Source organism: Streptomyces sp. NPDC093546, assembly GCF_044765045.1.
In the GTDB taxonomy this organism is placed as follows: Bacteria; Actinomycetota; Actinomycetes; order Streptomycetales; family Streptomycetaceae; genus Streptomyces.
This window is the reverse complement of record NZ_JBIWJG010000001.1, coordinates 567,347-592,278: the sequence shown is the minus strand read 5'-3', so window position 1 is coordinate 592,278 and position 24,932 is coordinate 567,347. Positions and strand designations below refer to the sequence as shown.

Sequence of the window (24,932 nt, the reverse complement as noted above, 5' to 3'; positions counted from 1 at the left end):
GTGGCCGCAGCGCCCGCTCCCTAGCGTGATCCCCATGAACCGACTGCCACGCGGTGCCACCACCACCCTGATCGGCCTGTCCCTCCTCGCCTTCGGTGCGGGACCGGCCCAGGCCTTACCCGCCGCCTCCGCCCCTGCCGCCTCCGCCTCCGCCGAGGGCCACCACGTACGCCTCGCACTGCCCCGCCCCACCGGACCCCTGCCCGTGGGGCGCGACACCCTCCACCTGGTGGACCCGGGCCGCCCCGACCCGTGGGTCCCGCAGGCCGGGGCCCGGGAGCTGATGGTCTCGCTGTACTACCCGGCCCGCCCCGGGCGCGGCCGGACCGCGCCGTACATGACCACCGCGGAGGCGCGGGCCTTCCTGGAGGACCGGGACCTGGCCGCCACGGTGCCCGCCGAGACCCTCGGCGGCACCCGCACCCACGCCCGCCCGGGGGCGGCCCCCGTACGCGGCACGTTCCCGCTCGTCGTCCTGTCGCCCGGCTTCACCGTCAACCGCGCGACCCTCACGCTGCTCGCCGAGGACCTGGCCAGTCGGGGGTACGTCGTCGCCGCCGTCGACCACGCCCACGAGTCGGTGGGCACCGCGTTCCCGGGCGGGCGGCTCCTCACCTGTGCCGCCTGCGACAAGGTTCGGGAGGCCGGCTACGGCGCCGTGCCCCGCGTCCGTGCCCAGGACGTCTCCTTCCTGATCGACCGGCTGACCGGCCGCCACCCGGCCTGGCGGCACGCGCGCGTGATCGACCGCACGAGGATCGGCATGGCGGGCCACTCCGTCGGCGGCGCCTCCGCCGCCGCCACCATGGCGCGCGACCCGCGCCTGCGCGCGGGGGCCAACCTGGACGGCGGCTTCTTCGACACCGTGCCGGCCGGCGGCCTCGGCGGCCGCCCCTTCCTGGCGATGGGCACCGAGGAGGACCAGAGCTCCTGGGTGGAGAGCTGGCCGCGCCTCGACGGCTGGAAGCGCTGGCTGAAGGTGACCGGCTCCGGGCACTTCACCTTCACCGACGTACCGGTGCTCGCCGATCAGCTGGGGCTCCTCCCGCCGGACGAGCCGCTGTCGGGCGACCGGTCGCAGGCCATCACCCGCCGCTATGTGGCCGCCTTCTTCGACCTGCACCTCAAGGGCGCGGCCCAACCCCTGCTGGACGGCCCGTCGGCGGAGCACCCGGAGGTGGTTTTCCACAGGTCCGGCTGAGGAAGCCGGCTACGCCTATCGTGGCCGCATGGCACACACTCCACGGCACGGCCACGACCGCGAGATCGAGACGCTGCGGGAGTTCGACGAGGTCGTCGCGCGCGGCAGCCTCGTCGGACACCGCGTCCAGTCCGTCGACCTGACGGACCGTACGTCGGCGCTGCTCGCCGCACCGACGACCGGCGCGATATTCCTCGGCTGCCCGATGGAGCCGGACGCGGCGGCGAAGGTGCGCGCCGACGGGGCGCTCGTCTTCCCGCCCGTACCGGACCTGCCGTTCGACCCGTACCGGGGGCTGCTGTACTCCCCCGACGAGCTGTACGCCGGCCTCGACGGCGACGGACACGGGTACGAGGCGACGGCCGACGCCCGCGCGTACGCGTGGTTCCAGCGGACCAAGGCGGACGGGGACGTCTTCGCGTCGATGCTGCGCGCCGTCCACGACGACTCGGTCTCCGACGCGCTCGACGAGCACCTCGCCGGGGCGCGGGTCGTCGGCGTGATGGGCGGCCACGCCATGGCGCGCGGCACCGACGCGTACGCCGGCGCCGCGCGCCTCGGCCGTACCCTCGCCCGTACCGGGCTGACGGTCGCGACCGGCGGCGGGCCCGGCGCGATGGAGGCGGCCAACCTGGGCGCGTACGCCGCCCCGTTCGAGGACGCGATGCTGGACGAGGCGCTGCTGCTCCTCGGCAAGGAGCCGTCGTACGGCGCGTCGGTGGGCGACTGGGCGCGCGCGGCGTTCGAGGTGCGCTCCCGTTGGCCGGGAGGCGGTGACTCGGTGGGCATCCCGACGTGGTTCTACGGGCACGAGCCGCCGAACGCGTTCGCCCAGCACATCGCCAAGTACTTCTCCAACGCCACCCGCGAGGACGGGCTGTTGGCCCGCTGCACCGCGGGCGTCGTCTTCCTGCCCGGCGCGGCCGGCACCGTGCAGGAGGTCTTCGACACCACGACGCCCAACTACTACGAGTCGCGCGGGGAGCCGATCCCCATGGTCCTGGTGAACCGCGCGCACTGGACGGAGCACCTGCCGGCCTGGCCCCTGCTGCGGGCGCTGGCGGCCGACCGCGCGATGGAGGCGCGGATCGCGCTGGTCGACACCGTGGACGAGGCCCCGGAGGCGCTGGCGCGGCTGTCGGCCGCCTAGCGACAGGGGCCTCGTCGAGCGTCCCCGCGCCGGTGGCCGGCATGTCCGGCCCGTTCCCGGTCCAGCACCCCGCACGCCCCCTCGTTCGCGCGAACAGAGGGATCAAAGGCAGCGGTCCGGGGCAAGCGGGGTTTCTGAACCGAAGGGAGCGTGGTGGCGATGATTGGGGGTGCGCTCTGATGGAGGGGAGCGGTGAGGGCGGACGGGTGATGCTCGCGGGATTGCTGGCGGCCAGCCACCTGATGCCGGTCGAGTTGCTGCCGGCCAAGGTGTCCGAGTGTGCGCGTGACGCCGGTTTCCCCCACGCGTCGATCTACCTGGCGGACTTGCAGCGCACGCTTCTGTGCCCGCTCACGGGAGAGGGAGCGCAGGACACGGGCGGGCAACGCGCGCTGCCGATCGAGGGCACGATCGCCGGGCGCGCCTTTCAGCACGGTGACATCCTGCCCGCCGGCCCGGCGGAGGACGGCGTGCCCTCATGGTGGGTGCCGCTGCTGGACGGGACCGAGCGCATCGGGCTGATGCGGATCGCCACCGGCCGCGACGACGCACACGTCCGCGAGGACATGGAGGCGCTGGCAGGGCTCGTCGCACTGATCGTCATCAGCAAGCGCGGGACGAGTGACGCGCTGGCCAAGCTGGTCCGCGCCCAACCGGTCAGTCTCGCCGCGGAGATGCAGTGGCACCTGATGTCCCCCCGTACGTACGCGGACGGACGCGTGGCGATCTCCGCCTCCCTGGAGCCCGCCTACCAGATCAGCGGCGACATGTTCGAGTACGCCATCGACGGCCCGCTGGTCAACCTGGCGATCTTCGATGCCATGGGCCATGACACCGCCGCCGGCCTCTCCGCGACGCTCGCCCTGGGAGCCTGCCGCAACTCGCGCCGCCAGGGCGCCGACCTCATCGGCAGGGGCGAGGCCGTCGAAGCCGCCCTCATCGAGCAGTACGACCGCAAGCGTTACGTCACCGGCATCCTGGCCACCCTCGACACCCGCACCGGCCTGCTGCAGTGGGTCAACCGCGGGCACCAGCCGCCGATCATCATCCGCGACAACCGCTGGACCGCCAACCTCTCCTGCCGACCGGCCCACCCCATGGGCACGGATCTCGGGTTGCCCACCACCGTGTGCCAGGAGCAGCTGCAACCCGGCGACCGCATCGTCCTGTACACCGACGGCATCACCGAGGCCCGCCGCCCCGGCGGCCCCCAGTTCGGCCTGGACCGCTTCACCGATTTCCTCATCCGCCACCACGCCGACGGCCTTCCCGTCCCCGAGACGCTGCGCCGTCTCGTCCATGCCGTTCTCGAGTACCACGACGGGCACCTCGAGGACGACGCCACCGTCCTCATGTGCGAATGGATCGGCCCCCACCTGGAACCCCCCGACGAGGCAGCCGACCGGACCGGCCTGGCGTCCCGCGGCTCCTGCCCGCCATGTGAGTCCACACGTGCCCTGCCTGCGATGTGACCGTTTCACCGTTTCGCGCGACGAATCGGGGCAACCTGCGATCCCAACAGCCTTTGGGCACAAGCGGATCGAGGAAGGCAGTCATGTCCACTGTCCTGATCGTCGTCGCCCTGATCGTGTTGGTCGCCGTCATGGGCGCGGCGCTGTACTTCTGGAGGAGCCGGTCGCGCGGGCTCGGCGGCCCCGCGCTGCAGCGGCGGTTCGGGCCCGAGTACGACCTGACCGTCGCCCGTCACGGCGGTGACACCGAGGCCGCCGAGCGGGAGCTCGCCGGGCGGGTCGAGCGGTTCGGGCACCTGCGGTCGCGGCCGCTCGTCCCCGAGACGCGGGCGCGGTACGCCGAGCGCTGGGAGGCGCTGCAGAAGCGGTTCGTCGACGCGCCGCGCGAAGCGGTCACGGAGGCGGGCGAGTTGCTGGCCGGTCTGGCGCAGGAGCGCGGCTTCCCGGCCGCGACCGCGTACGAGGACCAAGACCAGGCGGCGGCGCTGTCGGTGCACCACCCCGAGAACGTCGACGCCTACCGCCGCATACGCCGTGCGGCCCGCCCCGAAGGGGCCGGTACCAGCACCGAGGAACTGCGCACGGCCCTGCTCGAGGCCCGCGGGCTCTTCGACGAGCTGATCACCGAAGGGCGGCGGGGGCACCGGGCGCACCGGCGCCACGACGACCGCGCGGCGGCGCACGGTGACCGCCATCTGCCGCGTGCGCGCCACTCGCTGAAGCCGAAGGGAAGTGGAATCTGATGAGCGTCGACCCCACCCGGATACCGCAGCACACGGACGCCCGGCCGGGCCCCCACGCACCGGTGGTGGTCCCGGTGCACGCCAAGCCGACCGCGCAGGGCCCCCGCCCGGACGAGCGGACGCTGCTGGACGACTCCGAACGCGACGCGCTGGCGCGGCGCGTCCAGCACGCCGTGAACGGCTTCGTCGACGATCCGCGGCGCGCCGTGGAGGAGGCCGCGGGAGCCATGGAGGAAGCGGCCGAGCACCTCACCAGGGCCCTGACCGAACAGCGCAACCGGCTCCGTACGACATGGGACGGCGACGGCGACGGCGGTGCAACCGGCCCGGCGGGCGCGGCAGGCATGGCAGGTACGACCGGTGCGGGCAGCCCGGCAGGCACGGTCGACACGGAGCAGCTGCGCGTCACGCTGCGGACGTACCGGGATCTGACGGACCGATTGCTGCGCCTGTGAGCGAGAGGCCGCTGTGACGACCTCCCCCACGCGCCCGCGGACCCCCGCACGCACCGGAGCCGGTCCCGGCCCGGGTCCCGGTGCCGGTCCCGGTGCCGCTGCCCGGCGGCCGCGCCTCCGGCTGCGTGACGTCGTGCTGGCCGTCGGGCTCGTGGGCATCGTCGTCTGCGGCGCCGCGACCACCGTCCGCGCGGCCGCCGGTGACGCCTCGGACGTGCCGGGCGCCCTCCTCGCGGCCCTCGGCCTGGTGGCGGTCGCCGCGGTCCTGGTCCGGGCGGCGGCACGCAGCCGCCGCCGGGCCGCCGCCGCGACGGCTCCCGCGGCCCCCGTCGACTACGACGCCATGGACGCGGACGCCTTCGAGCGGGCCGTGGCGGAGCTCTGCGTCCGGGACGGCTGCGTCGACGTCGACGTCGTCGGCGGCGCCGGAGACCTCGGCGCCGACGTCGTCGCCACCGCCCCCGACGGGCGGCGCGTGGTGCTCCAGTGCAAGCACTACGGCCCGGGCAACAAGGTCGGTTCCCAGGACCTGCAGCGCTTCGGCGGCACCTGCTTCGCCGTGCACGAGGCGGAGGTGGCCGCCGTCGTGACGAGCAGCGACTTCACCGAACCGGCCATGGAGTACGCCGCCCAGTGCGGCATCGTCTGCTGCGACCGCGCCGCGCTCGACGCCTGGACGGACGGCACGGGCCCCGCTCCGTGGTCCCCCGGCCGGTGAGCCGCACGGAAAATCAAGGTGCCCTGGCCGGGCCCGCTCGCTACGCTCGCTGACGCGCCGTCACGACACCGCGGCGCGCCATCCGGCCATCGAAGGGAGCCCGACGTGCGTGACCACACCGCCGTCGCCGTTCCCCGCTCGCGGTACGACGTGATCCCGGTGTCCTCGTCGGCCCGGTGCCGGCTGCGCGGCCGCCACCGGATGCCCGTGACGAGCGTCTGACACCTCGGCACCCACGCTCGACGCGCCCTCACGGAGGGGCGCGTCGGCGTGCCGTCGTACGCCCGCCTCGTCCCGGGAATCGCGCCGCCCTGCTCGCGATCACCGAAAGGCCTCAGGCCATGCGCATGCGTACCGTACGAAACCTCGGCATCCTCGCCCACGTCGACGCCGGCAAGACCACCCTCACCGAACGGATCCTGTACGCCACCGGCGCCACCCACAAGCGCGGCGAGGTCCACGACGGGACGACCGTCACCGACTTCGACCCGCAGGAGCGCGACCGGGGGATCACCATCTTCGCCGCGGCGGTCAGCTGCGACTGGGACGGCCACCGGATCAACCTCATCGACACGCCCGGTCACGTCGACTTCTCCGACGAGGTGGCGAGATCGCTGCGGGTCCTGGACGGAGCGGTCGTGGTGTTCGACGCCGTCGCGGGCGTCGAGCCGCAGAGCGAGGCGGTGTGGCGCCAGGCCGACCGGCACGGCGTGCCGCGGATCGCCTTCGTCAACAAGCTGGACCGCGCCGGCGCCGACCTCGACACGGCGGTCGACTCCCTACGGCAGCGGCTGGGCACGGTCCCGCTGGTGGTCCAGCTGCCGATCGGGCGCGAGGGCGGCTTCACCGGCGTGGTGGACCTGGTCCGCATGCGCGCGCTGCTGTGGGGAGCCGGCGGCGGCTCGTACACGCAAACCCCGGTCCCCGAGGCGCTGCGCGACGAGGCGCACCGGCGCCGGCGGCTGCTGGAGGAGGCCGTGGCGGAGCTCCACCCGGCGGCGCTGGAGGAGTTCTGCACCGGCTCCGGGGTCTCCGACGGGACGCTGGCGGCGGCGCTGCGCGACCTGACCCGCGGCGGCGAGGGTGTGGTGGTGCTGTGCGGCGCGGCGTACCGCGACCGCGGGGTCGAGCCGCTGCTGGACGCCGTCGTGGCGTACCTCCCGTCACCCGTGGACGTCCCGCCGGTGCGCGGCACGCTGGACGGCACGGTGCAGGAGCGGCCCGCCGATCCCGGGGCGCCCTTCGCCGCGCTGGTCTTCAAGGTGCAGGCGACCGCCACCGGCCGGCTGTCCTGTCTGCGGGTGTACGCGGGCACGGTACGGAAGGGGGACGCGGTGCTGGACATGGGCACGGGCCGTACGGAGCGGATCGGCCGGATCCTGCGGGTCCAGGCCGACCGGCACGCGGAGGTGGACCGGGCGTCGGCCGGGGACATCGTCGCGGTGGTGGGGCTGAAGGGCGCCCGCGCCGGGACCACCCTGTGCGCGCCCGGGGCCCCGCTGGTCCTGGAGCCGCCCACGGTGGCGGACCCGGTGGTCTCGGTGGCGGTGGAGCCCCGCCGGAGCCTCGACACCGACCGGCTGGCGACGGCGTTGGCCCGGCTCGTCGAGGAGGACCCCTCCCTGACCGTGCGGACCGACCCGGAGACGGGTCAGACGGTGCTGTCGGGGATGGGCGAACTGCATCTGGAGGTGGCGGTGGAGAAGGTCCGGCGGGCCCACGGGCTGGAGGTCCGGGTCGGCCGGCCGCACGTGGCCTATCGGGAGACGGTCGTGCGCGGGGTGTCCGGGCTGACGTACCGGCACGTCAAGCAGGACGGCGGCGCGGGGCAGTTCGCCCATGTCGTCCTGGACGTCGCGGCCCAGGACGACACGCCGGACGACCTGGTCTTCGGGTCGGCCGTCGTGGGCGGGCGCGTACCGCAGGAGTACGTCCGGGCGGTGGAGGCCGGCTGCCGGGACGCCCTGGCCGAGGGGCCGCTGGGCGGCCACCCGGTGACCGGGGTGCGGGTGACCCTGACCGACGGGTCGACCCACGTCAAGGACTCGTCGGAGATGGCCTTCCGCACCGCGGGCCGGCTGGCGCTGCGTGAGGCGCTGCGCGCGAGCGAGATGACGCTGCTCGAACCGGTCGTCGAGGTCACGGTGACCGTGCCCGACGACGCCGTGGGCGGTGTGCTCGGCGACCTCGCGGCACGCCGCGGCCGGGTCTCGGGCTCCACCGCCCGGTCCGGCACGGCCGTGGTCACGGCGACCGTTCCGCTGGCGGAGCTGTTCGGTTACGCGTCCCGGCTGCGCGGGCGCACCCAGGGCCGCGGCACCTTCACCACCCGTCCGGCCGGGTACGCGCCCGTCCCGGCGGCGGTGTCGGAGCAGGTGCTGACAGGGTGATCCACCGGGGTGGCCCCGCTCGTGGCGGGCGGGGCCGCCTCCGTACGGGCTACCGCTCCCGGAGGAACGCCCGCAGCGGTTCCACGTGCGCCGGTGGCGGGGGTAGCGCCGGAAGAAGCCGCCGGGGGTGTCCTCCCTCTCCAGTACGACGTGGTCGGCGCCGGCCGCCGTCAGGAAGCATCCGAGCTGGAGCCCCGCCGGCCCGGCCCCGAGCACCACATGGCGGTGGTGCTCCCCCGTCGCCGCGTCCTTCTCCGGTGTCACCATCGGTGCCTGCCCCCTCCGCCGCGCTCGGGATCGATCGGTGCCGCCGTCATCGCCCGCGCGGCGGCCGCCGCGCGGGACGGTCGCCGGCCACTGCGCCACGCCTACGCCGTCCCGTCTCGCGCCGGGGACCGCCCGGTGCGCAGGTCCCGTCAACGCCCGCCCGGATCGGGGAACCCCTCCGCCCGCGTCTGCTCGACCAGCCACCGCACGGCGCCGGCGAGCGAACCCGCCGCGGCGGCCGCGGCGCGCTGCCGGGCGGCCCCGCAGCCGTGGCGCAGGAGCCACCGCAGCCCCGCGTCCACCAGGTCGGCGTCCCCGTGGTCCGTGAGCGCCGGACGGGCGTACGCGACCATCCGCTCGGCCAGCAGCGGCGCGGCGACGGCCTTCCCGGTGGCCACGTCGAGCCCCATGCCGCCCAGCCCGTCCCGGGCCGCCCGCCAGTAGGCGGCGCGCAGCAGCTCCGCCGACGGCGCGGGCGTGGGCTCGCCGCGCTCGCCCTCCCGCAGCGCCACCGCGACCAGGGCGCGTACCAGCGCCGCGAGGAACGCCGACTCGGCCGCGGTGCCGGTCGTGTCGGCGACGCGCACCTCCAGGGTGGGCAGCCGGGACGAGGGGCGCACGTCCCAGAAGACGGTCCCGCGATCGATCAGTGCGCCCGCCTCCTCCAGGGCGCCGAGGACGTCCTCGTAATGCGCGGGCGAGTGGAAGTACGGCGGCGGCCCGGCCACCGGCCAGCGTGCCCAGGCGAGCGCGCGCCAAGCGGCGTAGCCGGTGTCGCGGCCCGCGAAGTACGGGGAGTTGGCCGCCAGCGCGAGCAGCACCGGCAGCCAGGGGCGGAGGCGGTTGCCGACGTCGAGGGCGCGGGGCAGGTCGGGGATGTCGATGTGCACCTGGAAGGCGCACATCGACATCTCGTCGTGGAGGGCGCGGTAGGTCGCCGTGCCCTCGGCGAACCGCTGCCCCTCGGTGACGGGCGGCGGGACGACGTCGCCGAGCACGGGCAGTCCGGAGGCGACGGCCCGCAGGCCCTCCCGCTCGGCGGCGCGCGCGACCGTGCGCCGCAGGGCGAGCAACTCCTGGCCCAGGTCGCGGGCGTGGAGGTGCGGGGCGCTCTTGGTCTCCACCTGGAGCGTGGTGATCTCGGCGGAGAACCGGCCGGCCGCTCCGTCCGCGTCGCTCGCGCAGTGCTTCAGGACGTCCGGGGCGCCGGGTGCGGCGGCCAGGGTCGCGGCGTCGACGAGGAGGAGCTCCTCCTCGACGCCCATCGCCAACGTGCCGTACCCGTCCATGGACCCTCCAGCCGTGAGCCGGGTGCCGTGCGGAACGTGCCCACCATGACAGGGGCCTGACGGACCGTCAACGACGTGCCCGCCGCCTCAGTCCAGCACCACGACCTCGTCCGCCGCGAACGTCACCCCGACCACCGCGCCCTCCTCGGGCGCGTCGCGCAGCGCGCACTCCGCCTCCAGCGGCGGGCCGGACTCCGGGCGGAGCCGGACGGCGACGTGGTGGCCGCGGAAGGTGCGGGCGTCGACCTCGCAGCGCAGGCCGTCCGCCGGGTCGCCGAGCCGGACGCCGGCGGGGCGGACCAGTAGGCGGGTGGCGCCCTGCGGGGCACCGGCGGGCACCGGGACCTTGCCCCAGGCGGTGTCGGCCGCCTCGCCGGCGACCGTCGCCGCCACCACGTTGTCGAAGCCCAGGAAGCGGGCGACGAACTCGGAGGCCGGGCGGCGCCACACCTCCAGCGGCGTACCGCTCTGCTCGACGCGCCCGTCGCGCATCACCACGACCCGGTCGGCGAGCGCGAACGCCTCGCCCTGGTCGTGCGTGACGGCGAGCACCGTCGTCCCGAGCCGCCCGAACAGGTGCCGCAGCTCCACCACGAGCCGCTCCCGCAGCCCCCGGTCCAGCTGCCCGAGCGGCTCGTCGAGCATGAGCAGCCGCGGGCTGGGCGCCAGCGCCCGGGCGAGGGCCACGCGCTGCTGCTCGCCGCCGGAGAGCGCGGCCACCGCCCGGCGCCCGGCGCCCGGCAGGCCCACCAGCTCCAGCAGCTCGGTCACGCGCGCGGCCTGTTCCGGCCTGGCGGCGCCGCGCATGCGCAGCCCGAAGGCGACGTTTCCGGCGACGTCCCGCTGCGGGAAGAGCTGGTGGTCCTGGAACATCAGCCCGACGCCGCGCCGGTGGACCGGCACGCCCGCCTGGTCCGCGCCGTCCAGCAGCACCCGGCCGCCGTCCACGGGCTGGAGCCCGGCGACGACCCGCAGCAGGGTCGACTTGCCGCTGCCGCTCGGGCCGAGCACGCACACGATCTCGTGGTCGGCGACCGCCAGGTCCACCGCGTCGAGGGCGGCGCGGGCCCCGAAGCGTACGGTCACGCCGTCAAGGCGCAGCATGGTCAGAACTCCCCGGAGCGGTTGACACGGATACGTTCGAGCAGCAGCAGCGCCACCGCGCACACCACCATCAGGATCGTCGACAGGGCCATGGCCTGGCCGTAGTTGAGCTCCCCGGGCCGGCCGAGGAGCCGGGCGACGGCCACCGGCAGCGTCGGGTTGTCGGGCCGCGCGATGAAGACGGTCGCGCCGAACTCGCCCAGCGACACGGCGAACGCGAACCCGGCCGCCACCAGCAGCGCCCGCCGCACCAGCGGCAGGTCGACCTCGCGCCACACGCGCCACGGCGACGCCCCGAGCACGGCCGCCGCCTCCCGCAGCCGCTCGTCCACGGCCCGCAGCACCGGCAGCATGGTCCGTACGACGAAGGGCACGCCGACGAGGGCCTGGGCCAGCGGCACCAGGATCCACGACGAGCGCAGGTCGAGCGGCGGCTCGTCCAGCGTGATGAGGAAGCCGAAGCCGACGGTGACGGCGGACACGCCGAGGGGCAGCATCAGCAGCGCGTCGAAGCCGCACACCAGCCGCCCGGCCCGCCGGGTGAGCGCCGCGGCCGCGAGCCCCCCGACGGCCAGCGCGATCGCGGTGGCGGCGAGCGCGTACTCCAGCGAGTTCCCGATCGCCTCGACCGGCGGCACGAGGAAGGTCCCGCCGCCCGCGTCGGCGTCCCCGAGCGTCCGGTAGTAACCGAGCCCCCCGTCGAAGGAGCGCTGCACCAGCACGGCGAGCGGCAGCACGAGCAGCAGCGCGATCGTCACGAGGACGGTGCCCAGCAGCGTCCACTGCCCGGCCCCGCGCGGCCGCCGCGCGGTCATGGCGGCGTCCACCAGCTTCAGCGCGGTCTCCCGCCTGCGTACCGTCCAGGCGTGCACGGCGAGGACGGCGCCGACGGCCGCGAACTGCACCAGCGTGAGCACGGCCGCCGTCTCCAGGTCGAGCAGCTGCGCGGTCTGCCGGTAGATCTCCGCCTCCAGCGTGGCGTACGCGGGCCCGCCGAGGATCTGTACGACGCCGAAGGAGGTGTACGTGAAGAGGAAGACCATCAGGGCGGCGGCGGCCACGGCGGGCGCGAGCGCGGGCAGGGTCACCCGCCGCCACGCCCCGAAACGGGAGGCGCCGAGCACCCGCGCGGCCTCCTCCTGGCGCGGGTCGAGCTGCGCCCACAGGCCGCCGACCGTGCGGACGACGACGGCGTAGTTGAAGAAGACGTGCGCCAGCAGGATCGCCCACACGGTGGTGTCCAGCCGCACGCCCCACAGCTCGTCCAGGAGCCCGCCCCGCCCGACGAGCGCGAGGAACGCCGTGCCGACGACGACGGTCGGCAGCACGAACGGCACGGTGACGACCGCCCGCAGCACGCCCTTGCCGCGGAAGTCGAAGCGGGCGAAGACGTACGCGCCGGGCAGCGCGACCAGCAGGGTCAGCGCGGTGGAGGCGAGCGCCTGCCAGGTGGTGAACCAGAGCACGTCCAGGATGTCCGGGCGGCCCAGCACCTCGCCGAGCCGCCCGAACTCCCAGGTGCCCTCCCCCGTCCGCAGGCCCCGGCCGACGATCGCGGCGACGGGGTAGGCGAAGAAGAGGGCGAGGAACGCCACGGGCAGGACCATGAGCCCCGCCCGCAGCGCGCCGCGCCTGAGGGTGCCGCGGGAGACGCCTACTTCAGGACGAGCGAGGACCACGACCGGATCCACCCGTCACGCTTCTCGGCGATCTTCTCGGGGGCGACGGTGTGCGGCTTGTCGACCGTCACGCCGTGCTTGGTGAACAGCTCCGGCAGCGCCGCGTCCTTGGCGACCGGGTTCACGAACATCTGGAGCGGCATGTCGTCCTGGAACTTCTTGCCGATCATGAAGTCGATCAGGGCCTTGCCGCCCTCCGGGTTCTTCGCGCCCGTCAGCAGGCCGACGAACTCGGTCTGGCGGAAGCAGGTGCCGGTGGAGACCCCGGTCGGCGCCTCGGCCGGCTGCGGGTCGGCGTAGAGCACCTCGACCGGCGGGCTGGAGGCGTACGACACGACGAGCGGCCGGTCGCCCTTGGCCTGCTTGCCGCCGGCCGAGCCGGAGAACTCCTGGTTGTAGGCGAGCTCCCAGCTGTCGACGACCTTGACGCCGTTGGCCTTCAGCTTCTTCCAGTAGTCCTGCCAGCCCTCGTCGCCGTACTGGGCGGCCGTGCCGAGCAGGAAGCCGAGGCCGGGCGAGGAGCGCTCCGGGTTCTCGACCACGAGGAGGTCCTTGTACTGCGGCCTGGCGAGGTCGTCGAAGGTCTGCGGCGGCGCGAGCTTCTTGTCCGCGAAGTACTTCTTGTCGTAGTTGACGCAGATGTCGCCGGTGTCGACGGGCGTGACGCGGTGCTTGTCCTTGTCGAGCTGTACGTCTGCGGGGACCCGGTCCAGGCCCTTGGCCTCGTACGGCTCGAAGAGGCCGTTGTCGAGGGCGCGCGACAGCAGGGTGTTGTCGACGCCGAAGAAGACGTCGCCCTGCGGGGCGCCCTTGGTGAGGATCGCCTTGTTGACGGCCTCGCCGGCGTCGCCGCTCTTCAGCACCTTGACGGTGTAGCCGGTCTCCTTGGTGAACTCCTTCAGGACCTCCTTGGAGGCGTTGAAGGAGTCGTGGCTGACGAGCGTCACGGTCTTCGACTTCGTACCGCCGCCGTCGGACGCCTTGTCCGAGCCGCCGTCGCCGCAGGCGGTGAGCGTCGTGACGCCCAGCGCGGCGGCGAGGGCGCCGACCGTGATCTTCTTGGTGGTGCTCACTGAGATTCCTCCTGGGGGTGTCCAGGAAGAGACGCGGCCCCGCCCACCCCTCGGAGGGATGGGCAGGGCGCAACAGCTCGAGTAACGACCGAACTTCCTACCCAGAATGACCTGGGCGAGGTTCAGAGGGTCTGCGGCCTGGACGGCTGCCGCACTCTCAGCGCTGTGGCGCTCCCCTGTCGGAATATGCAGGTGTGTTCGAGCTCAGAGTACAAGCTCAGCGTTCGGCGGCCGCGAGCTGTCCACAGGCGCCGTCGATCTCCTGCCCGCGGGTGTCACGGACGGTGACCGGTACGCCGTGGGCGGCGATCGCCTCGACGAACGCCTTCTCGTCCTCGGGGCGCGAGGCGGTCCACTTCGAGCCGGGGGTCGGGTTCAGCGGGATGAGGTTGACGTGGACGCGCTTGCCCTTGAGGAGGCGGCCCAGCAGGTCGCCGCGCCAGGCCTGGTCGTTGATGTCGCGGATGAGGGCGTACTCGATGGAGACGCGGCGGCCGGACTTCTCGGCGTACTCCCAGGCGGCGTCCAGCACCTCGCGGACCTTCCAGCGGGTGTTGACGGGGACCAGGGTGTCGCGCAGCTCGTCGTCGGGGGCGTGCAGCGAGACGGCGAGGCGGCACTTGAAGCCCTCGTCGGCGAAGCGCAGCATCGCGGGCACGAGGCCGACGGTGGAGACGGTGATGCCGCGCTGCGACAGTCCGAGGCCGTCGGGCTCGGGGTCGGTCAGCCGCCGGATGGCGCCCACGACCCGCTTGTAGTTGGCGAGCGGCTCACCCATGCCCATGAAGACGATGTTGGAGAGGCGGGCGGGGCCTCCCGGCACCTCGCCGTCCCTGAGCGCCCGCATGCCGTCGACGATCTGGTGCACGATCTCGGCGGTCGACAGGTTCCGGTCGAGGCCGGCCTGGCCGGTGGCGCAGAACGGGCAGTTCATGCCGCAGCCCGCCTGCGACGAGATACACATCGTCACGCGGTCCGGGTAGCGCATGAGGACCGACTCGACGAGCGTGCCGTCGTGCAGCCGCCACAGGGTCTTGCGGGTGGTGTCGTCGTCGCACGAGATGTGCCGTACGACGCTCATGAGGTCCGGCAGCAGCTCGGCGGCGAGCTTCTCGCGCGAGGCGGCCGGGATGTCGGTCCACTCGGCGGGGTCGTGCGCGTACCGCGCGAAGTAGTGCTGGGACAGCTGCTTGGCGCGGAACGGCTTCTCGCCGATCGCGGCCACCGCTTCCTTGCGCTCGGCGGGCGTGAGGTCGGCGAGGTGCCGCGGCGGCTTCACGGCTCCGCGGGGCGCGACGAAGGTGAGCTCTCCCGGGGCGGGGCGTGGCATGACCTGGTACTCCTCAGTAAAGACGAGGCCGCGGGAGCTGAGCCGGGGGACCTCACCGGATGATCCCCGCCTGTGGGTACGGGGCCGAAAGGGCCCGCCGCCTCGATGCGACGAGCCCTTCCAGGGTAACCGGACGGCGGTTCGGCCTGTTCCTGTCAGCCGGCGCCGACGAACAGCACCAGCAGCAGCCACACCACCGGCGCCGTCGGCAGCAGCGAGTCCAGCCGGTCCATGATGCCGCCGTGGCCCGGGAGCAGGGTGCCCATGTCCTTGATGCCCAGGTCCCGCTTGATCATCGACTCGCCGAGGTCGCCGAGCGTGGCGCTCACCGCGACCGCGAGGCCCAGCAGCAGGCCCTGCCACCAGGTGCCGCCGTCGATGGCGAACTCCATGCACAGGGCGCCCGCCGCCATGGCGAACGCCACCGCGCCGACCAGGCCCTCGCGCGTCTTGCCGGGGCTGATGCGCGGCGCGAGCTTCCGCCTGCCGAAGCGCCAGCCGACCGCGTACGCGCCGGTGTCACTGACCACGGTGAGCAGCAGGAAGGTCAGCACCCGCCACGACCCGTCGTCGGCGGTGAGCATCAGCGCCACGAAGGTCGCCAGGAACGGCACGTAGAAGGCGGCGAAGAGGCCGGCCGTGACGTCCTTGAGGTAGCCCTCGGGCGGTTCCGTCATCCGCCACACCAGCACGGCGAGCGCGGTGAGCGCCATCGCCACCCACGCGCCCTCGGCGCCGCGTACGTACCCGGCGACGACCATCGCCACGCCGCCCAGCGCGAGCGGCACGAGCGGGGCCTTGATGGACTTGCGCTCCTGAAGGCGCGAGGTCAGCTCCCACAGCCCGACCACGACGGCGACCGCGATGACGCCGACGAACACGTCCTTGAGGATGAAGAGCGACGCGATGATGACCGCGCCGAGGCCGACGCCGACCCCTATGGCGGCCCTCAGGTCGCGCCCGGCCCGCTTCTTCTGCTGGGGCCGGTGGGGCGGACCCGGCTGCTCCGGAGGCTGCGTCGCTCCCGACGGCGGCGTGGGCATGGGCTCCTGCGGCATCTCGTCACGGAACAGGGGACCGCTCAGCCGAGCGGTCCCCCGGTCACGGTGGTCGTCGTCCTGGTCTCCGCCGACGTGTCCTCCGGCGTGTCCGCCAGGGGGAACATCGGCGGGTACGACGGGCATGGGGCGCGTCCGGCCCGCTTCATGCCCCTCATATGCGGGGCCCGCCGGGGTCCCCGGGGCGTGTGCCCCCGGAGCGTACCCCTGGTCGGGCGGACCCCAGTGGCCGCCTTTCGGCGGGGTCCCCCAGGAAGAGTCGTTCATCAGACCTCGAGCAGCTCGGCTTCCTTGTGCTTGAGCAGCTCGTCCACCTGCGCGACGTACTTGTGGGTGAGGTCCTCGAGGTCCTTCTCGGCGCGACGGCCCTCGTCCTCACCGATGTCGCCGTCCTTGACCGCCTTGTCGAAGGCGTCCTTGGCCTTGCGGCGCACGGAGCGGATCGACACCTTCGAGTCCTCGGCCTTGGTCTTGGCGACCTTGATGTACTCGCGGCGGCGGTCCTCGGTGAGCTCGGGGAACACCACCCGGATGATGTTGCCGTCGTTGCTCGGGTTGACGCCGAGGTCCGAGTCGCGGATGGCCTGCTCGATGTTGCGCAGCGCGCTCTTGTCGAACGGCGTCACCACGGCCATGCGCGCCTCCGGCACGGAGAACGACGCCAGCTGGTTGATCGGCGTGAGGGCACCGTAGTAGTCGGCCACGATCTTGTTGAACATGGCGGGGTGCGCGCGGCCGGTACGGATCGCGGCGAAGTCATCCTTGGCGACCAGGACGGCCTTCTCCATCTTCTCCTCTGCCTCGAGGAGGGTCTCTTCGATCACCACTTGCTCCTGCGTGTCTTGAGTAGGCGCGTCTTTACGCTCTGCACGGTGTCCGACCGGCAGGGCTTTGTCCATCCCCGGGATCAGGGCACCGGGGAGGGTGGGTCAGTTCCTGGTGCCCTGGTCGCTCACGAGAGTGCCGATCTTCTCACCCTTCACGGCACGGGCGATATTGCCCGCCGCGAGCAGTTCGAAGACCAGGATCGGGAGGTTGTTGTCGCGGCAGAGGGTGATGGCGGTGGCGTCGGCGACCTTCAGGTCGCGCGAGAGCACCTCGCCGTACTCCAGCGCGTCGAACTTCACCGCGTCCCGGTTGGTCTTCGGGTCGGAGTCGTAGACGCCGTCCACGCCGTTCTTGCCCATGAGGAGCGCCTCGGCGTCGATCTCCAGGGCGCGCTGCGCGGCGGTGGTGTCGGTGGAGAAGTAGGGCATGCCCATACCGGCGCCGAAGATGACGACGCGGCCCTTCTCCAGGTGGCGGACGGCGCGGAGCGGGATGTACGGCTCCGCGACCTGGCCCATGGTGATGGCGGTCTGGACGCGGGAGTCGATGCCCTCCTTCTCCAGGAAGTCCTGGAGGGCGAGGCAGTTCATGACCGTACCGAGCATGCCCATGTAGTCGGAGCGGGCCCGGTCCATGCCGCGCTGCTGGAGCTCGGCACCGCGGAAGAAGTTGCCGCCGCCGATCACTACGGCGATCTCCGCGCCGTCGCGTACGACCGCGGCGATCTCGCGTGCGATGGCGTGTACGACGTCGGGGTCGACGCCGAGGCCGCCCCCGCCGGCGAACGCCTCACCGGACAGCTTCAGCATGAAGCGTCCGGCCTTTTTGCCGTGGTTGTCGTCGCCTTGTGCGGCGCCCTGATTCATGGAGATCTCCTCGTGCACATACGAAGAAGGCCATTGCCGGGGTAACTGCTCTCCCTAGCGGCAATGGCCTCCTCGTCAGATCTGCGGGCGTCCGGTGCGCTTACGCGCCGACGTCCACGTGGGCCACCCTACTGGGCTGCCCGGTCGATCGCGTACCGGCTCAGATGCCGACCTTGATGCGGGTGAAGCGCTTCAGGGTGACACCGGCCTCGTCCAGGATCTGCTGGACGGACTTCTTGTTGTCCAGCGCGTACGGCTGGCCCAGGAGGGTGGCGTCCTTGAAGAAGCCGTTGAGGCGACCCTCGACGATCTTCGGGAGCGCGGCCTCCGGCTTGCCCTCGGCGCGGGTGGTCTCCTCGGCGACGCGGCGCTCGGCCTCGACGACCTCGGCCGGGACGTCGTCCTTGGAGAGGTACTTCGGGGCGAACGCGGCGATGTGCTGCGCGACACCCTTCGCGACCGCGGCGTTCTCCTTGTCGAGCTCGACGAGGACGCCGATCTGCGGGGGCAGGTCGGGCATGGTGCGGTGCATGTACGCGGTGACGAAGCCGTCGCTGAACTGCGCGAAGCGGTCCAGGACGATCTTCTCGCCGAGGTTGGCGTTGGCCTCGTCGACGTACGCCTGGACGGTCTTGCCGGCCTCGATCTCGGACGCGAGGAGCGCCTCGATGTCGGCCGGGGAGGTCTTGGCGATGTGCTCGGCGATGGCGTGGGCGACGGCCTGGAACTTGTCACCCTTGGCGACGAAGTCCGTCTCGCACTTCAGCTCGACGAGGACACCGGAGGTGTTGTCGTCGGCGATGAGGGAGACGACGGCGCCGTTCTCGGCGGAGCGGCCCTCGCGCTTGGCGACGCCCTTCTGGCCCTTGATGCGCAGGGCCTCGACGGCCTTGTCGACGTTGCCGTCGGACTCGTCCAGCGCCTTCTTGCAGTCCATCATGCCGGCGCCGGTGAGCTCGCGGAGCTTCTTGACGTCAGCGGCGGTGTAGTTCGCCATGATCTGTGAATCTCTCTCGAAGTCTGGAAGATCTACGAAGATCTACGGGTGGACGGCGGGGGCTTTGTGGGCCCCCGCCGTCATCCGAACCTTGAAAGGTCAGGCCTGCTCGGCGTCCGCGGCCGGAGCCTCGGCAGCGGCCTCGGGGGCCTCGGCGGCCGGAGCCTCGGCGGCAGCCTCGGCCGGCTTCTCGGCGGCCTCGGGAGCCTCGTCGGAGGCTTCCTTCTTCTCGCCCTCGAGCAGGTCGCGCTCCCACTCGGCCAGCGGCTCGCCGGCGGCCTTGTCGCCCGGCTTCTGGTCGCCGGTGGCGGCGCCGGAGCGGGCGATGAGGCCCTCGGCGACGGCGTCGGCGATCACGCGGGTGAGCAGGGTGACGGAGCGGATCGCGTCGTCGTTGCCCGGGATCTTGTAGTCGACCTCGTCGGGGTCGCAGTTGGTGTCGAGGATCGCGACGACCGGGATGTGGAGCTTGCGCGCCTCACCGACGGCGATGTGCTCCTTCTTGGTGTCGACGATCCAGACGGCGCTCGGCACCTTCTGCATCTCGCGGATACCGCCGAGGGTCTTCTCCAGCTTGGCCTTCTCGCGCGACAGCACGAGAAGCTCCTTCTTGGTCAGACCGGACGCGGCGACGTCCTCGAAGTCAATCGCCTCGAGCTCCTTCAGACGCTGAAGGCGCTTGTAGACGGTGGAGAAGTTGGTGAGCATGCCACCGAGCCAACGCTGGTTGACGTACGGCATGCCGACGCGGGTCGCCTGCTCGGCGATGGCCTCCTGGGCCTGCTTCTTGGTACCCACGAACATGATGGAGCCGCCGTGCGCGACGGTCTCCTTGACGAACTCGTAGGCGCGGTCGATGTACGACAGCGACTGGAGCAGGTCGATGATGTAGATGCCGTTGCGCTCGGTGAAGATGAAGCGCTTCATCTTCGGGTTCCAGCGACGGGTCTGGTGACCGAAGTGGACGCCGCTCTCCAGCAGCTCCCGCATCGTGACGACGGCCATGGCCGTATCTCCTTGGATCTCGGTTGTGTCCTGACGCCCCGACGCGCTGCTGCCACAAGGGACCGAAGAGCGCTACCACGACTTTTGAGGGCGGTGGCGGGGCGTGCGAAGTCGACCCGGTGGCCCGGGTCGCCAGAAGAAGTGTACGGGACCCGGGCGCCGCCGGGTGACGGCGCTGTCCACAAGAGCTCGTCAATCCACAGCCCCCGACGCGCGCTGCCCCAATGCCCCACATTGGCCCCATGCGCCTGATCACCCTGCTGCTCACGCTCGCGACCGCCCTGACCGGCACCTGGCCGGTGGGGCCGCCGCGGCCCCCGGTCGTCCGCGGCTGGGAGCCGCCCGCCTCCCCGTACGGCCCGGGGCACCGGGGAGTGGACCTGGCGGCCGCGCCGGGCACCCCGGTCCGCGCGGCGGCCGCGGGCCGGGTCACGTTCGCGGGCCCGGTGGCGGGCCGGGGCGTCCTGACGATCACCCACCCGAGTCCGAGCACGGGCCCGCCCCTGCGGACGTCGTACGAACCGGTCCGGCCCCTGGTGCGCGCGGGCGCCGAGGTCGCGGAGGGCCAGGTGGTGGCGGTCCTGACCGGCGCGCGCCCCCACTGCGCCCCGACCTGCCTCCACTGGAGCCTGCGCCGGGGCGACACCTACCTCAACCCCCTGGCGCTGCTGCCGCGCCGGCCGTCCCGGCTGCTGCCACTGAACGGCCCGTGAGGGGGTCGGAGGGGTCGGAGCGGTCAGCCCGCGGCGAGGCCGCGCACACCCCGCAGCGCCAGCGCCACCGCCGCATTCGCGATGGACGAGGGCTCCTCCGCCGCACCGAGCTCGATGCGGCGGACCGCCGCGTCGACCATGCCCTGCAGCAGCATCGCCGTCAGCCGGGGATGCTCCTGGCCCAGCTCCGCGAGCGCCTCGACGATCATGGCGATGAGCCCGCCGTGCGCGGCGCGGATCTTCTCGCGCGCGCCGTCGTCCAGCTCGCCGGCCGAGATCGCGACGACCGCCCGGTGGCGGCGGTCCCCGACCAGCTCCAGCTGCTTGCGGACGTACGCCTCGACCTTGCCCTCGGGCGTGTCCGCCCGCTCCATCGCCGCTTCGACCTCCGCCGCCCAGACGGGGAAGTCCACGGCGCACAGCTCCTCCACCACGGCCGCGCGCGAGCGGAAGTACTCGTACACCGAGGACCTGGCCAGGCCGGTGCGCTCGGCGAGAGCGGGGAAGGTCAGCGCCTCCGTACCGCCCTCGGACAGCAGGGAACGCGCGGCGTCCAGCAGGGCGCCGCGCTGCATGGTCCGGTGCTCGGCCACGGAGGCCGCTCGAATCCTGGGCACGGCTCCACTTTACGGTTTACGGCCGCCCGTTCGACCTCGGCGCGGAAGATCGACTGCTCAGCGGCCGACATCCGCCAGCTTGGCCCGCAGCTGGAGCACGGACTTGGTGTGGATCTGACTGACCCGGCTCTCGGTGACGCCGAGCACGTTGCCGATCTCGGCGAGGGTCAGGCCCTCGTAGTAGTACAGCGTCACCACGGTCTTCTCCCGCTCGGGCAGCGTGTTGATCGCCCGGGCGAGCAGCCGCCGCAGCTCGCGGTCCTCGGCGACCTCGACCGGGTCGTCGGCCGCGGTGTCCTCCAGCGTGTCCATGAGGCTGAGCCGGTCGCCGCCCTCGCCGCCGACGTGCAGCAGCTCCTCCAGGGCGACGACGTTCGCCAGCGACAACTGGCTGAACACCGCGTGCAGTTCCTCCAGCGCGATGCCCATCTCGGCGGCGACCTCGCTCTCGGAGGGGGTGCGCCGCAGCTGCGCCTCCAGCGTGGCGTAGGCGCGCTCCACGGCCCGCGCCTTCTGCCGCACCGACCGGGGGATCCAGTCCAGCGCCCGCAGTTCGTCGATCATCGCGCCCCGGATCCGGGTGATCGCGTACGTCTCGAACTTGATCGACCGCCCGATGTCGAACTTCTCGATCGCGTCGATCAGCCCGAACACCCCGGAGGAGAAGAAGTCCGCCTGCTCCACGTTGGACGGCAGGCCCACGCTGACCCGCCCGGCCACGTACTTCACCAGCGGCGAGTAGTGCAGGATCAGCTGTTCCCGCAGCCGCTCGTCGCCCGTGTCCTTGTACGACCGCCACAGCTCCTCGAGAGACGAGGGAGCGGGCGGGCGCACGGCGCCCCGTGCAGCGGGGGGCACCGCTGCGCGGTCGGACCCGGAGGTGTGCTGGGGCATGCGTCGCCTTGAGCCGTTCTGGGTGTGAGGGCGGACGGGGGAACGAACGAGGGAGGGCCGAGGAGCGGAAGGGGTAATTCTGGTGAGCGTAGCGTGACTGACCGGTCGCAGTGCGCTAGGGGATGCGCATCATGCCTCCTCGGGGGCGTGCCGTCGGCCGCATCTTCGAATAGTCCGCATGCTGCGGAAACGTCGGCATCCGCGAAGGGGCCGGGGGCGGACGGCGCACACACCGGCCCCTCGGGCGGTCCCGGGAGCGCTACGGACGTCATCGGCATCACCTTTTCACCCGAATGCCCCAGGTCAAGCACCGCCTCGCCGGGTGTTCGGGCGTCGCATGGCGGCCGCGGTCAACTGCCAGCCATGGCCTGTGCGTTCGACGAATCCGAGGGAGTGGAGTTCGTACAGGCTGCCGAGGGTTTCGTCAACGCCGGTGCCGGCGCCGCGCGCGACGTCCCGCGCGGTGACGAGCGTGCCGCGGGGCGGGAGGGCTTCGAGCACGCGTGCGCTGACCGGGCCGAGCAGGTCCCGGGGCAGGACGGGCCCGCGCCGGGCGGGCGCGAGATCGCCGATGTCGCCGACCAGCTCGGCGACTTCGGCGGCGTCGGTGACGAGGACGGCCTCGCCGCGCAGCAGTTCGTGCACGCCCGCCGACAGCCCGCTGGTGGCGGGCCCGGGCACGCCCATCGTGTACCGGCCGAGCCGCTGGGCGCTGCGCGCCGTGACGAGTGACCCGCTGCGGTACTCGGCCTCGACGACGACCGTGCCGCGGGTCAGCGCGGCGATGACGCGGTTGCGGAGGAGGAAGCGGCTGGGTGTCGGATGCGCGCCGGGGGGCAACTCGCCGATGACGAGCCCTTGTTCGGCGATGCGCCCGATCAGCCCGGCGTGGCCGCGCGGGTAGGCGACGTCGACGCCGCAGGCGAGGACGGCGACGGTGGCGCCGTCCACGGCGAGCGCGCCGCGGTGGGCGGCCCCGTCGACGCCGAAGGCGGCGCCCGAGACGACCACCCAGCCGCGCTCGGCGAGCCCGGAGGCGAGGCTCGCGGCCATGTGCGCCCCGTACGGCGTGCACGCCCGCGCGCCGACCACCGCGACGGAGCGCAGCGCCCAGGGGCGCAGCCCCGCCCGCCCGCGCACCCAGAGCCCCACGGGGCGGGCGTCCCCGAGGTCGTCGAGCTGACGGGGCCACTCCGCGTCGCCGGGCACGACGAACCGTCCGCCGACGGCGTCCACCGCCGCGAGGTCCCGCTCTGGCTCGGCGCCCGCGGCCCGCATCCGCAGGCCCTGGAGCCGCCGCTCGGTCACGCCGCCGAGGGCTCCTCGCCGGTACGGCTCCGAGGTCAGCCGGGCGAGCAGCTCCAGGGGCCCGAGCTCCCGCAGCCAGCGCCCGCCGTGCTCGTCGCCCGGTTCGAGGACCCGCGTCAAGGTGGCCCGCGCGAGCCGCTCCTCCTCCCCCGCGGTCCCGCTCACGGCGCCGCCCCCGTCTGCACCGGTACGCCCCTGGCGATTCCCGTGCGCAGCTCCAGCGCCAGGGCGACGTCCTCCGCCTCCGGCCGGTCGCGGCCCGCCAGGTCGGCGAGGGTCCAGGCGACCCGGAGCACGCGGTCCAGGCCCCGCGCGGTGAGCAGGCCGCGCTCGACGTCCCGCTCCGCCGCGTCGAGGGCTCCCGGTGCGACGCGCCAGCGGGTGCGCAGTTCGTGGCCGGGCACCTCGGAGTTGACGGTCCACGGGGTGGCGTCCAGGCGGGCCGCGGCGCGCGCCCGGGCCTCGCGCACCCGCGCGGCGACCGCCGCGGTGGGCTCCCCGCGCCCGCCCCGGCCCATCAGGTCGGCGCGGCCGACCGGGGCGACCTGCACGCGCAGGTCGACGCGGTCGAGCAGCGGCCCGGACAGCCGTGCCTGGTAGCGGCGGATCACCGAGGGCGGGCACTCGCACCCGGCCCCTTGCAGGGTGTGCCGCCCGCACGGGCAGGGGTTGGCGGCCAGCACCATCAGGAACCGCGCGGGCAGCCGCACCACGCCCGCGCTGCGCGCCACGACCACGTGCCCCGACTCCAGCGGCTGGCGCAGCGCGTCGAGCGCCTTGCCGGAGAACTCCGGCACCTCGTCCAGGAAGAGCACTCCGCGATGGGCGAGGGAGACCGCGCCCGGTCGCGGCAGCCCGTTGCCGCCGCCCACCAGGGACTGCATCGTCGCCGAGTGGTGCGGGGCGCAGTACGGCGCCCTGCGCACCAGCGGTTCGCCGGGCGGGAGGATGCCGGCCACCGAGTGGACGGCGGTGACCTCCAGGGACTCCTGCCGGGTGAGCGGCGGCAGCACGCCGGTCAGCCGTTCGGCGAGCATGGTCTTGCCCGCGCCGGGCGGCCCGGAGAGCAGCAGGTGATGGCCGCCGGCCGCCGCGGTCTCCAGGGCCAGGCGCGCCGTCCGCTGGCCGGCGACGTCCGCGAGGTCGGGGGCGTCGGCCGGGTCGGGCGCGAGGCCCGTGCCGACTCCGGCGCCGGGCACCAGCAGCCCGGCGAGCATGGCGTCGGGCCGCCCCTCGTCGTCGGGGTCCTCCTCGGGCACCGGCTCGTCCGCGAGCACGGCGATGAGCTGCCGCAGGGTGCGCACGCCGAGGACCGAGACGCCCGGCACCAGCGCGGCCTCCCCGGCGGTCCGTTCCGGTACGACGACCTGCCGGTAGCCGGCCTCGGCGGCGGCGAGCACGGCCGGCAGGACGCCGCGCACCGGTCTGACCCGGCCGTCCAGGCCCAGCTCGCCGATGAGGACGAGATCGGCGATGGTCCTGGGGTCGATGCGCTCGGCGGCGCCGAGCACCGCCGCGGCGACGGCGAGATCGAAACCGGATCCGCTCTTGGGCACGGAGGCCGGGCTGAGCCCGACCGTGAGCTTCTTCTGGGGCCACTCGGCCTCCGAGTTGACGATGGCGGCCCGCACCCTGTCCCGGCTCTCCGACAAACTCTTGTCGGGCAGTCCCACCAGGGTGAACGCCGCGACGCCCGGCTCCAGGTCCGCCTGGACCTCGACCACCACTCCTTCGACGCCGACCAGCGCCACCGAGCACGTACGCGCGAAGCCCAT

22 protein-coding genes and 1 riboswitch are annotated in these 24,932 nt (G+C 73.4%); of the genes, 8 read left to right on the top strand and 14 right to left on the bottom strand.

All coding sequences use genetic code 11. The features are described 5' to 3' along the window. Nucleotides 1–34 precede the first annotated feature (34 nt). From ACIRNI_RS02600 to fusA, 7 genes are all read left to right on the top strand, one after another. The gene (locus ACIRNI_RS02600) at nucleotides 35–1,201 is read left to right on the top strand and encodes an alpha/beta hydrolase family protein (RefSeq protein ID WP_403547620.1); all 1,167 of its coding nucleotides are present in this window, start codon (nucleotides 35–37) and stop codon (nucleotides 1,199–1,201) included. Nucleotides 1,202–1,229: 28 nt separating this feature from the next. After that, nucleotides 1,230–2,351: an LOG family protein gene (locus ACIRNI_RS02595; protein WP_403547619.1), complete on the top strand. Its 1,122-nt coding sequence runs from the start codon at nucleotides 1,230–1,232 to the stop codon at nucleotides 2,349–2,351. 179 nt (nucleotides 2,352–2,530) lie between these two features. Then, nucleotides 2,531–3,823, top strand: a complete 1,293-nt coding sequence (locus tag ACIRNI_RS02590) for a PP2C family protein-serine/threonine phosphatase (protein ID WP_403547617.1) — start codon at nucleotides 2,531–2,533, stop codon at nucleotides 3,821–3,823. An 83-nt stretch (nucleotides 3,824–3,906) separates the two neighbouring features. Then, the gene (locus ACIRNI_RS02585; RefSeq protein WP_403547615.1) at nucleotides 3,907–4,566 is read left to right on the top strand and encodes a hypothetical protein; all 660 of its coding nucleotides are present in this window, start codon (nucleotides 3,907–3,909) and stop codon (nucleotides 4,564–4,566) included. Next, on the top strand, nucleotides 4,566–5,021 hold the full coding sequence (locus ACIRNI_RS02580) for a hypothetical protein (RefSeq protein ID WP_403547613.1): 456 nt from the start codon (nucleotides 4,566–4,568) through the stop codon (nucleotides 5,019–5,021). The genes ACIRNI_RS02585 and ACIRNI_RS02580 overlap by 1 nt, the downstream gene beginning before the upstream one ends. A gap of 133 nt (nucleotides 5,022–5,154) precedes the next feature. Beyond that, nucleotides 5,155–5,739 (top strand): restriction endonuclease, encoded by a 585-nt coding sequence (locus tag ACIRNI_RS02575; protein WP_403547612.1) that lies wholly within the window; start codon nucleotides 5,155–5,157, stop codon nucleotides 5,737–5,739. 347 nt (nucleotides 5,740–6,086) lie between these two features. Beyond that, on the top strand, nucleotides 6,087–8,129 hold the full coding sequence (gene fusA / locus ACIRNI_RS02570; protein WP_403547610.1) for an elongation factor G: 2,043 nt from the start codon (nucleotides 6,087–6,089) through the stop codon (nucleotides 8,127–8,129). 416 nt (nucleotides 8,130–8,545) lie between these two features. Here fusA and ACIRNI_RS02565 read toward each other — a convergent pair whose 3' ends face one another. The 10 genes from ACIRNI_RS02565 to rpsB form a co-directional block, all read right to left on the bottom strand. After that, a complete protein-coding gene (locus tag ACIRNI_RS02565) occupies nucleotides 8,546–9,685 on the bottom strand; it encodes a glutamate--cysteine ligase (protein WP_403547609.1) in 1,140 nt (379 codons plus the stop codon). Nucleotides 9,686–9,772: 87 nt separating this feature from the next. Then, nucleotides 9,773–10,789: an ABC transporter ATP-binding protein gene (locus tag ACIRNI_RS02560; RefSeq protein ID WP_403547607.1), complete on the bottom strand. Its 1,017-nt coding sequence runs from the start codon at nucleotides 10,787–10,789 to the stop codon at nucleotides 9,773–9,775. Nucleotides 10,790–10,791: 2 nt separating this feature from the next. Then, entirely contained in the window at nucleotides 10,792–12,411 is a 1,620-nt protein-coding gene (locus ACIRNI_RS02555) for an ABC transporter permease (RefSeq protein WP_403547800.1), read from the bottom strand. Between the two features lie 32 nt (nucleotides 12,412–12,443). Then, a complete protein-coding gene (locus tag ACIRNI_RS02550) occupies nucleotides 12,444–13,541 on the bottom strand; it encodes a thiamine ABC transporter substrate binding subunit (RefSeq protein WP_403547605.1) in 1,098 nt (365 codons plus the stop codon). A 76-nt stretch (nucleotides 13,542–13,617) separates the two neighbouring features. Beyond that, nucleotides 13,618–13,729: riboswitch (TPP riboswitch) on the bottom strand. A gap of 29 nt (nucleotides 13,730–13,758) precedes the next feature. Continuing rightward, complete coding sequence (rlmN, locus tag ACIRNI_RS02545; protein ID WP_355356219.1) at nucleotides 13,759–14,871, bottom strand: 23S rRNA (adenine(2503)-C(2))-methyltransferase RlmN; 1,113 nt, start codon at nucleotides 14,869–14,871, stop codon at nucleotides 13,759–13,761. A 155-nt stretch (nucleotides 14,872–15,026) separates the two neighbouring features. Then, nucleotides 15,027–16,196: a phosphatidate cytidylyltransferase gene (locus ACIRNI_RS02540; RefSeq protein WP_403547603.1), complete on the bottom strand. Its 1,170-nt coding sequence runs from the start codon at nucleotides 16,194–16,196 to the stop codon at nucleotides 15,027–15,029. Further along, the gene (gene frr, locus ACIRNI_RS02535) at nucleotides 16,196–16,753 is read right to left on the bottom strand and encodes a ribosome recycling factor (protein ID WP_355356223.1); all 558 of its coding nucleotides are present in this window, start codon (nucleotides 16,751–16,753) and stop codon (nucleotides 16,196–16,198) included. Before frr ends, ACIRNI_RS02540 begins: the two co-directional genes overlap by 1 nt. Nucleotides 16,754–16,858: 105 nt before the next feature. Beyond that, on the bottom strand, nucleotides 16,859–17,623 hold the full coding sequence (gene pyrH, locus ACIRNI_RS02530; protein WP_403547601.1) for a UMP kinase: 765 nt from the start codon (nucleotides 17,621–17,623) through the stop codon (nucleotides 16,859–16,861). 160 nt (nucleotides 17,624–17,783) lie between these two features. Further along, nucleotides 17,784–18,620 (bottom strand): translation elongation factor Ts, encoded by an 837-nt coding sequence (gene tsf / locus ACIRNI_RS02525; protein WP_403547599.1) that lies wholly within the window; start codon nucleotides 18,618–18,620, stop codon nucleotides 17,784–17,786. 99 nt (nucleotides 18,621–18,719) lie between these two features. Beyond that, the gene (rpsB, locus tag ACIRNI_RS02520) at nucleotides 18,720–19,625 is read right to left on the bottom strand and encodes a 30S ribosomal protein S2 (RefSeq protein ID WP_355356229.1); all 906 of its coding nucleotides are present in this window, start codon (nucleotides 19,623–19,625) and stop codon (nucleotides 18,720–18,722) included. Nucleotides 19,626–19,867: 242 nt separating this feature from the next. On the opposite strand from rpsB, the gene ACIRNI_RS02515 reads away from it, so the two are divergent. Continuing rightward, nucleotides 19,868–20,338, top strand: coding sequence for a murein hydrolase activator EnvC family protein (locus ACIRNI_RS02515; protein ID WP_403547597.1), 471 nt, complete (start codon nucleotides 19,868–19,870; stop codon nucleotides 20,336–20,338). A gap of 23 nt (nucleotides 20,339–20,361) precedes the next feature. Here ACIRNI_RS02515 and ACIRNI_RS02510 read toward each other — a convergent pair whose 3' ends face one another. The 4 genes from ACIRNI_RS02510 to ACIRNI_RS02495 all read right to left on the bottom strand — a co-directional run bounded on the left by ACIRNI_RS02510 (nucleotide 20,362) and on the right by ACIRNI_RS02495 (nucleotide 24,932). Beyond that, nucleotides 20,362–20,931: a TetR/AcrR family transcriptional regulator gene (locus ACIRNI_RS02510; protein WP_403547798.1), complete on the bottom strand. Its 570-nt coding sequence runs from the start codon at nucleotides 20,929–20,931 to the stop codon at nucleotides 20,362–20,364. Between the two features lie 81 nt (nucleotides 20,932–21,012). After that, entirely contained in the window at nucleotides 21,013–21,849 is an 837-nt protein-coding gene (gene whiG, locus ACIRNI_RS02505) for an RNA polymerase sigma factor WhiG (protein WP_361428052.1), read from the bottom strand. A 303-nt stretch (nucleotides 21,850–22,152) separates the two neighbouring features. Beyond that, complete coding sequence (gene dprA / locus ACIRNI_RS02500; RefSeq protein ID WP_403547595.1) at nucleotides 22,153–23,322, bottom strand: DNA-processing protein DprA; 1,170 nt, start codon at nucleotides 23,320–23,322, stop codon at nucleotides 22,153–22,155. Beyond that, on the bottom strand, nucleotides 23,319–24,932 hold the full coding sequence (locus tag ACIRNI_RS02495) for a YifB family Mg chelatase-like AAA ATPase (RefSeq protein ID WP_403547594.1): 1,614 nt from the start codon (nucleotides 24,930–24,932) through the stop codon (nucleotides 23,319–23,321). Before ACIRNI_RS02495 ends, dprA begins: the two co-directional genes overlap by 4 nt.

Bases quoted from the DNA above. Each gene is read 5' to 3' on its own strand.
- rpsB (WP_355356229.1), bottom strand. From the start codon at position 19,625: ATGGCCGTCGTCACGATGCGGGAGCTGCTGGAGAGCGGCGTCCACTTC.
- ACIRNI_RS02590 (WP_403547617.1), top strand. From the start codon at position 2,531: ATGGAGGGGAGCGGTGAGGGCGGACGGGTGATGCTCGCGGGATTGCTG.
- ACIRNI_RS02585 (WP_403547615.1), top strand. From the start codon at position 3,907: ATGTCCACTGTCCTGATCGTCGTCGCCCTGATCGTGTTGGTCGCCGTC.
- ACIRNI_RS02560 (WP_403547607.1), bottom strand. From the start codon at position 10,789: ATGCTGCGCCTTGACGGCGTGACCGTACGCTTCGGGGCCCGCGCCGCC.
- rlmN (WP_355356219.1), bottom strand. From the start codon at position 14,871: ATGCCACGCCCCGCCCCGGGAGAGCTCACCTTCGTCGCGCCCCGCGGA.
- ACIRNI_RS02565 (WP_403547609.1), bottom strand. From the start codon at position 9,685: ATGGACGGGTACGGCACGTTGGCGATGGGCGTCGAGGAGGAGCTCCTC.
- pyrH (WP_403547601.1), bottom strand. From the start codon at position 17,623: ATGAATCAGGGCGCCGCACAAGGCGACGACAACCACGGCAAAAAGGCC.
- ACIRNI_RS02515 (WP_403547597.1), top strand. From the start codon at position 19,868: ATGCGCCTGATCACCCTGCTGCTCACGCTCGCGACCGCCCTGACCGGC.
- ACIRNI_RS02580 (WP_403547613.1), top strand. From the start codon at position 4,566: ATGAGCGTCGACCCCACCCGGATACCGCAGCACACGGACGCCCGGCCG.
- ACIRNI_RS02600 (WP_403547620.1), top strand. From the start codon at position 35: ATGAACCGACTGCCACGCGGTGCCACCACCACCCTGATCGGCCTGTCC.
- ACIRNI_RS02595 (WP_403547619.1), top strand. From the start codon at position 1,230: ATGGCACACACTCCACGGCACGGCCACGACCGCGAGATCGAGACGCTG.
- ACIRNI_RS02495 (WP_403547594.1), bottom strand. From the start codon at position 24,932: ATGGGCTTCGCGCGTACGTGCTCGGTGGCGCTGGTCGGCGTCGAAGGA.
- fusA (WP_403547610.1), top strand. From the start codon at position 6,087: ATGCGTACCGTACGAAACCTCGGCATCCTCGCCCACGTCGACGCCGGC.
- ACIRNI_RS02540 (WP_403547603.1), bottom strand. From the start codon at position 16,196: ATGAACGACTCTTCCTGGGGGACCCCGCCGAAAGGCGGCCACTGGGGT.
- whiG (WP_361428052.1), bottom strand. From the start codon at position 21,849: ATGCCCCAGCACACCTCCGGGTCCGACCGCGCAGCGGTGCCCCCCGCT.
- tsf (WP_403547599.1), bottom strand. From the start codon at position 18,620: ATGGCGAACTACACCGCCGCTGACGTCAAGAAGCTCCGCGAGCTCACC.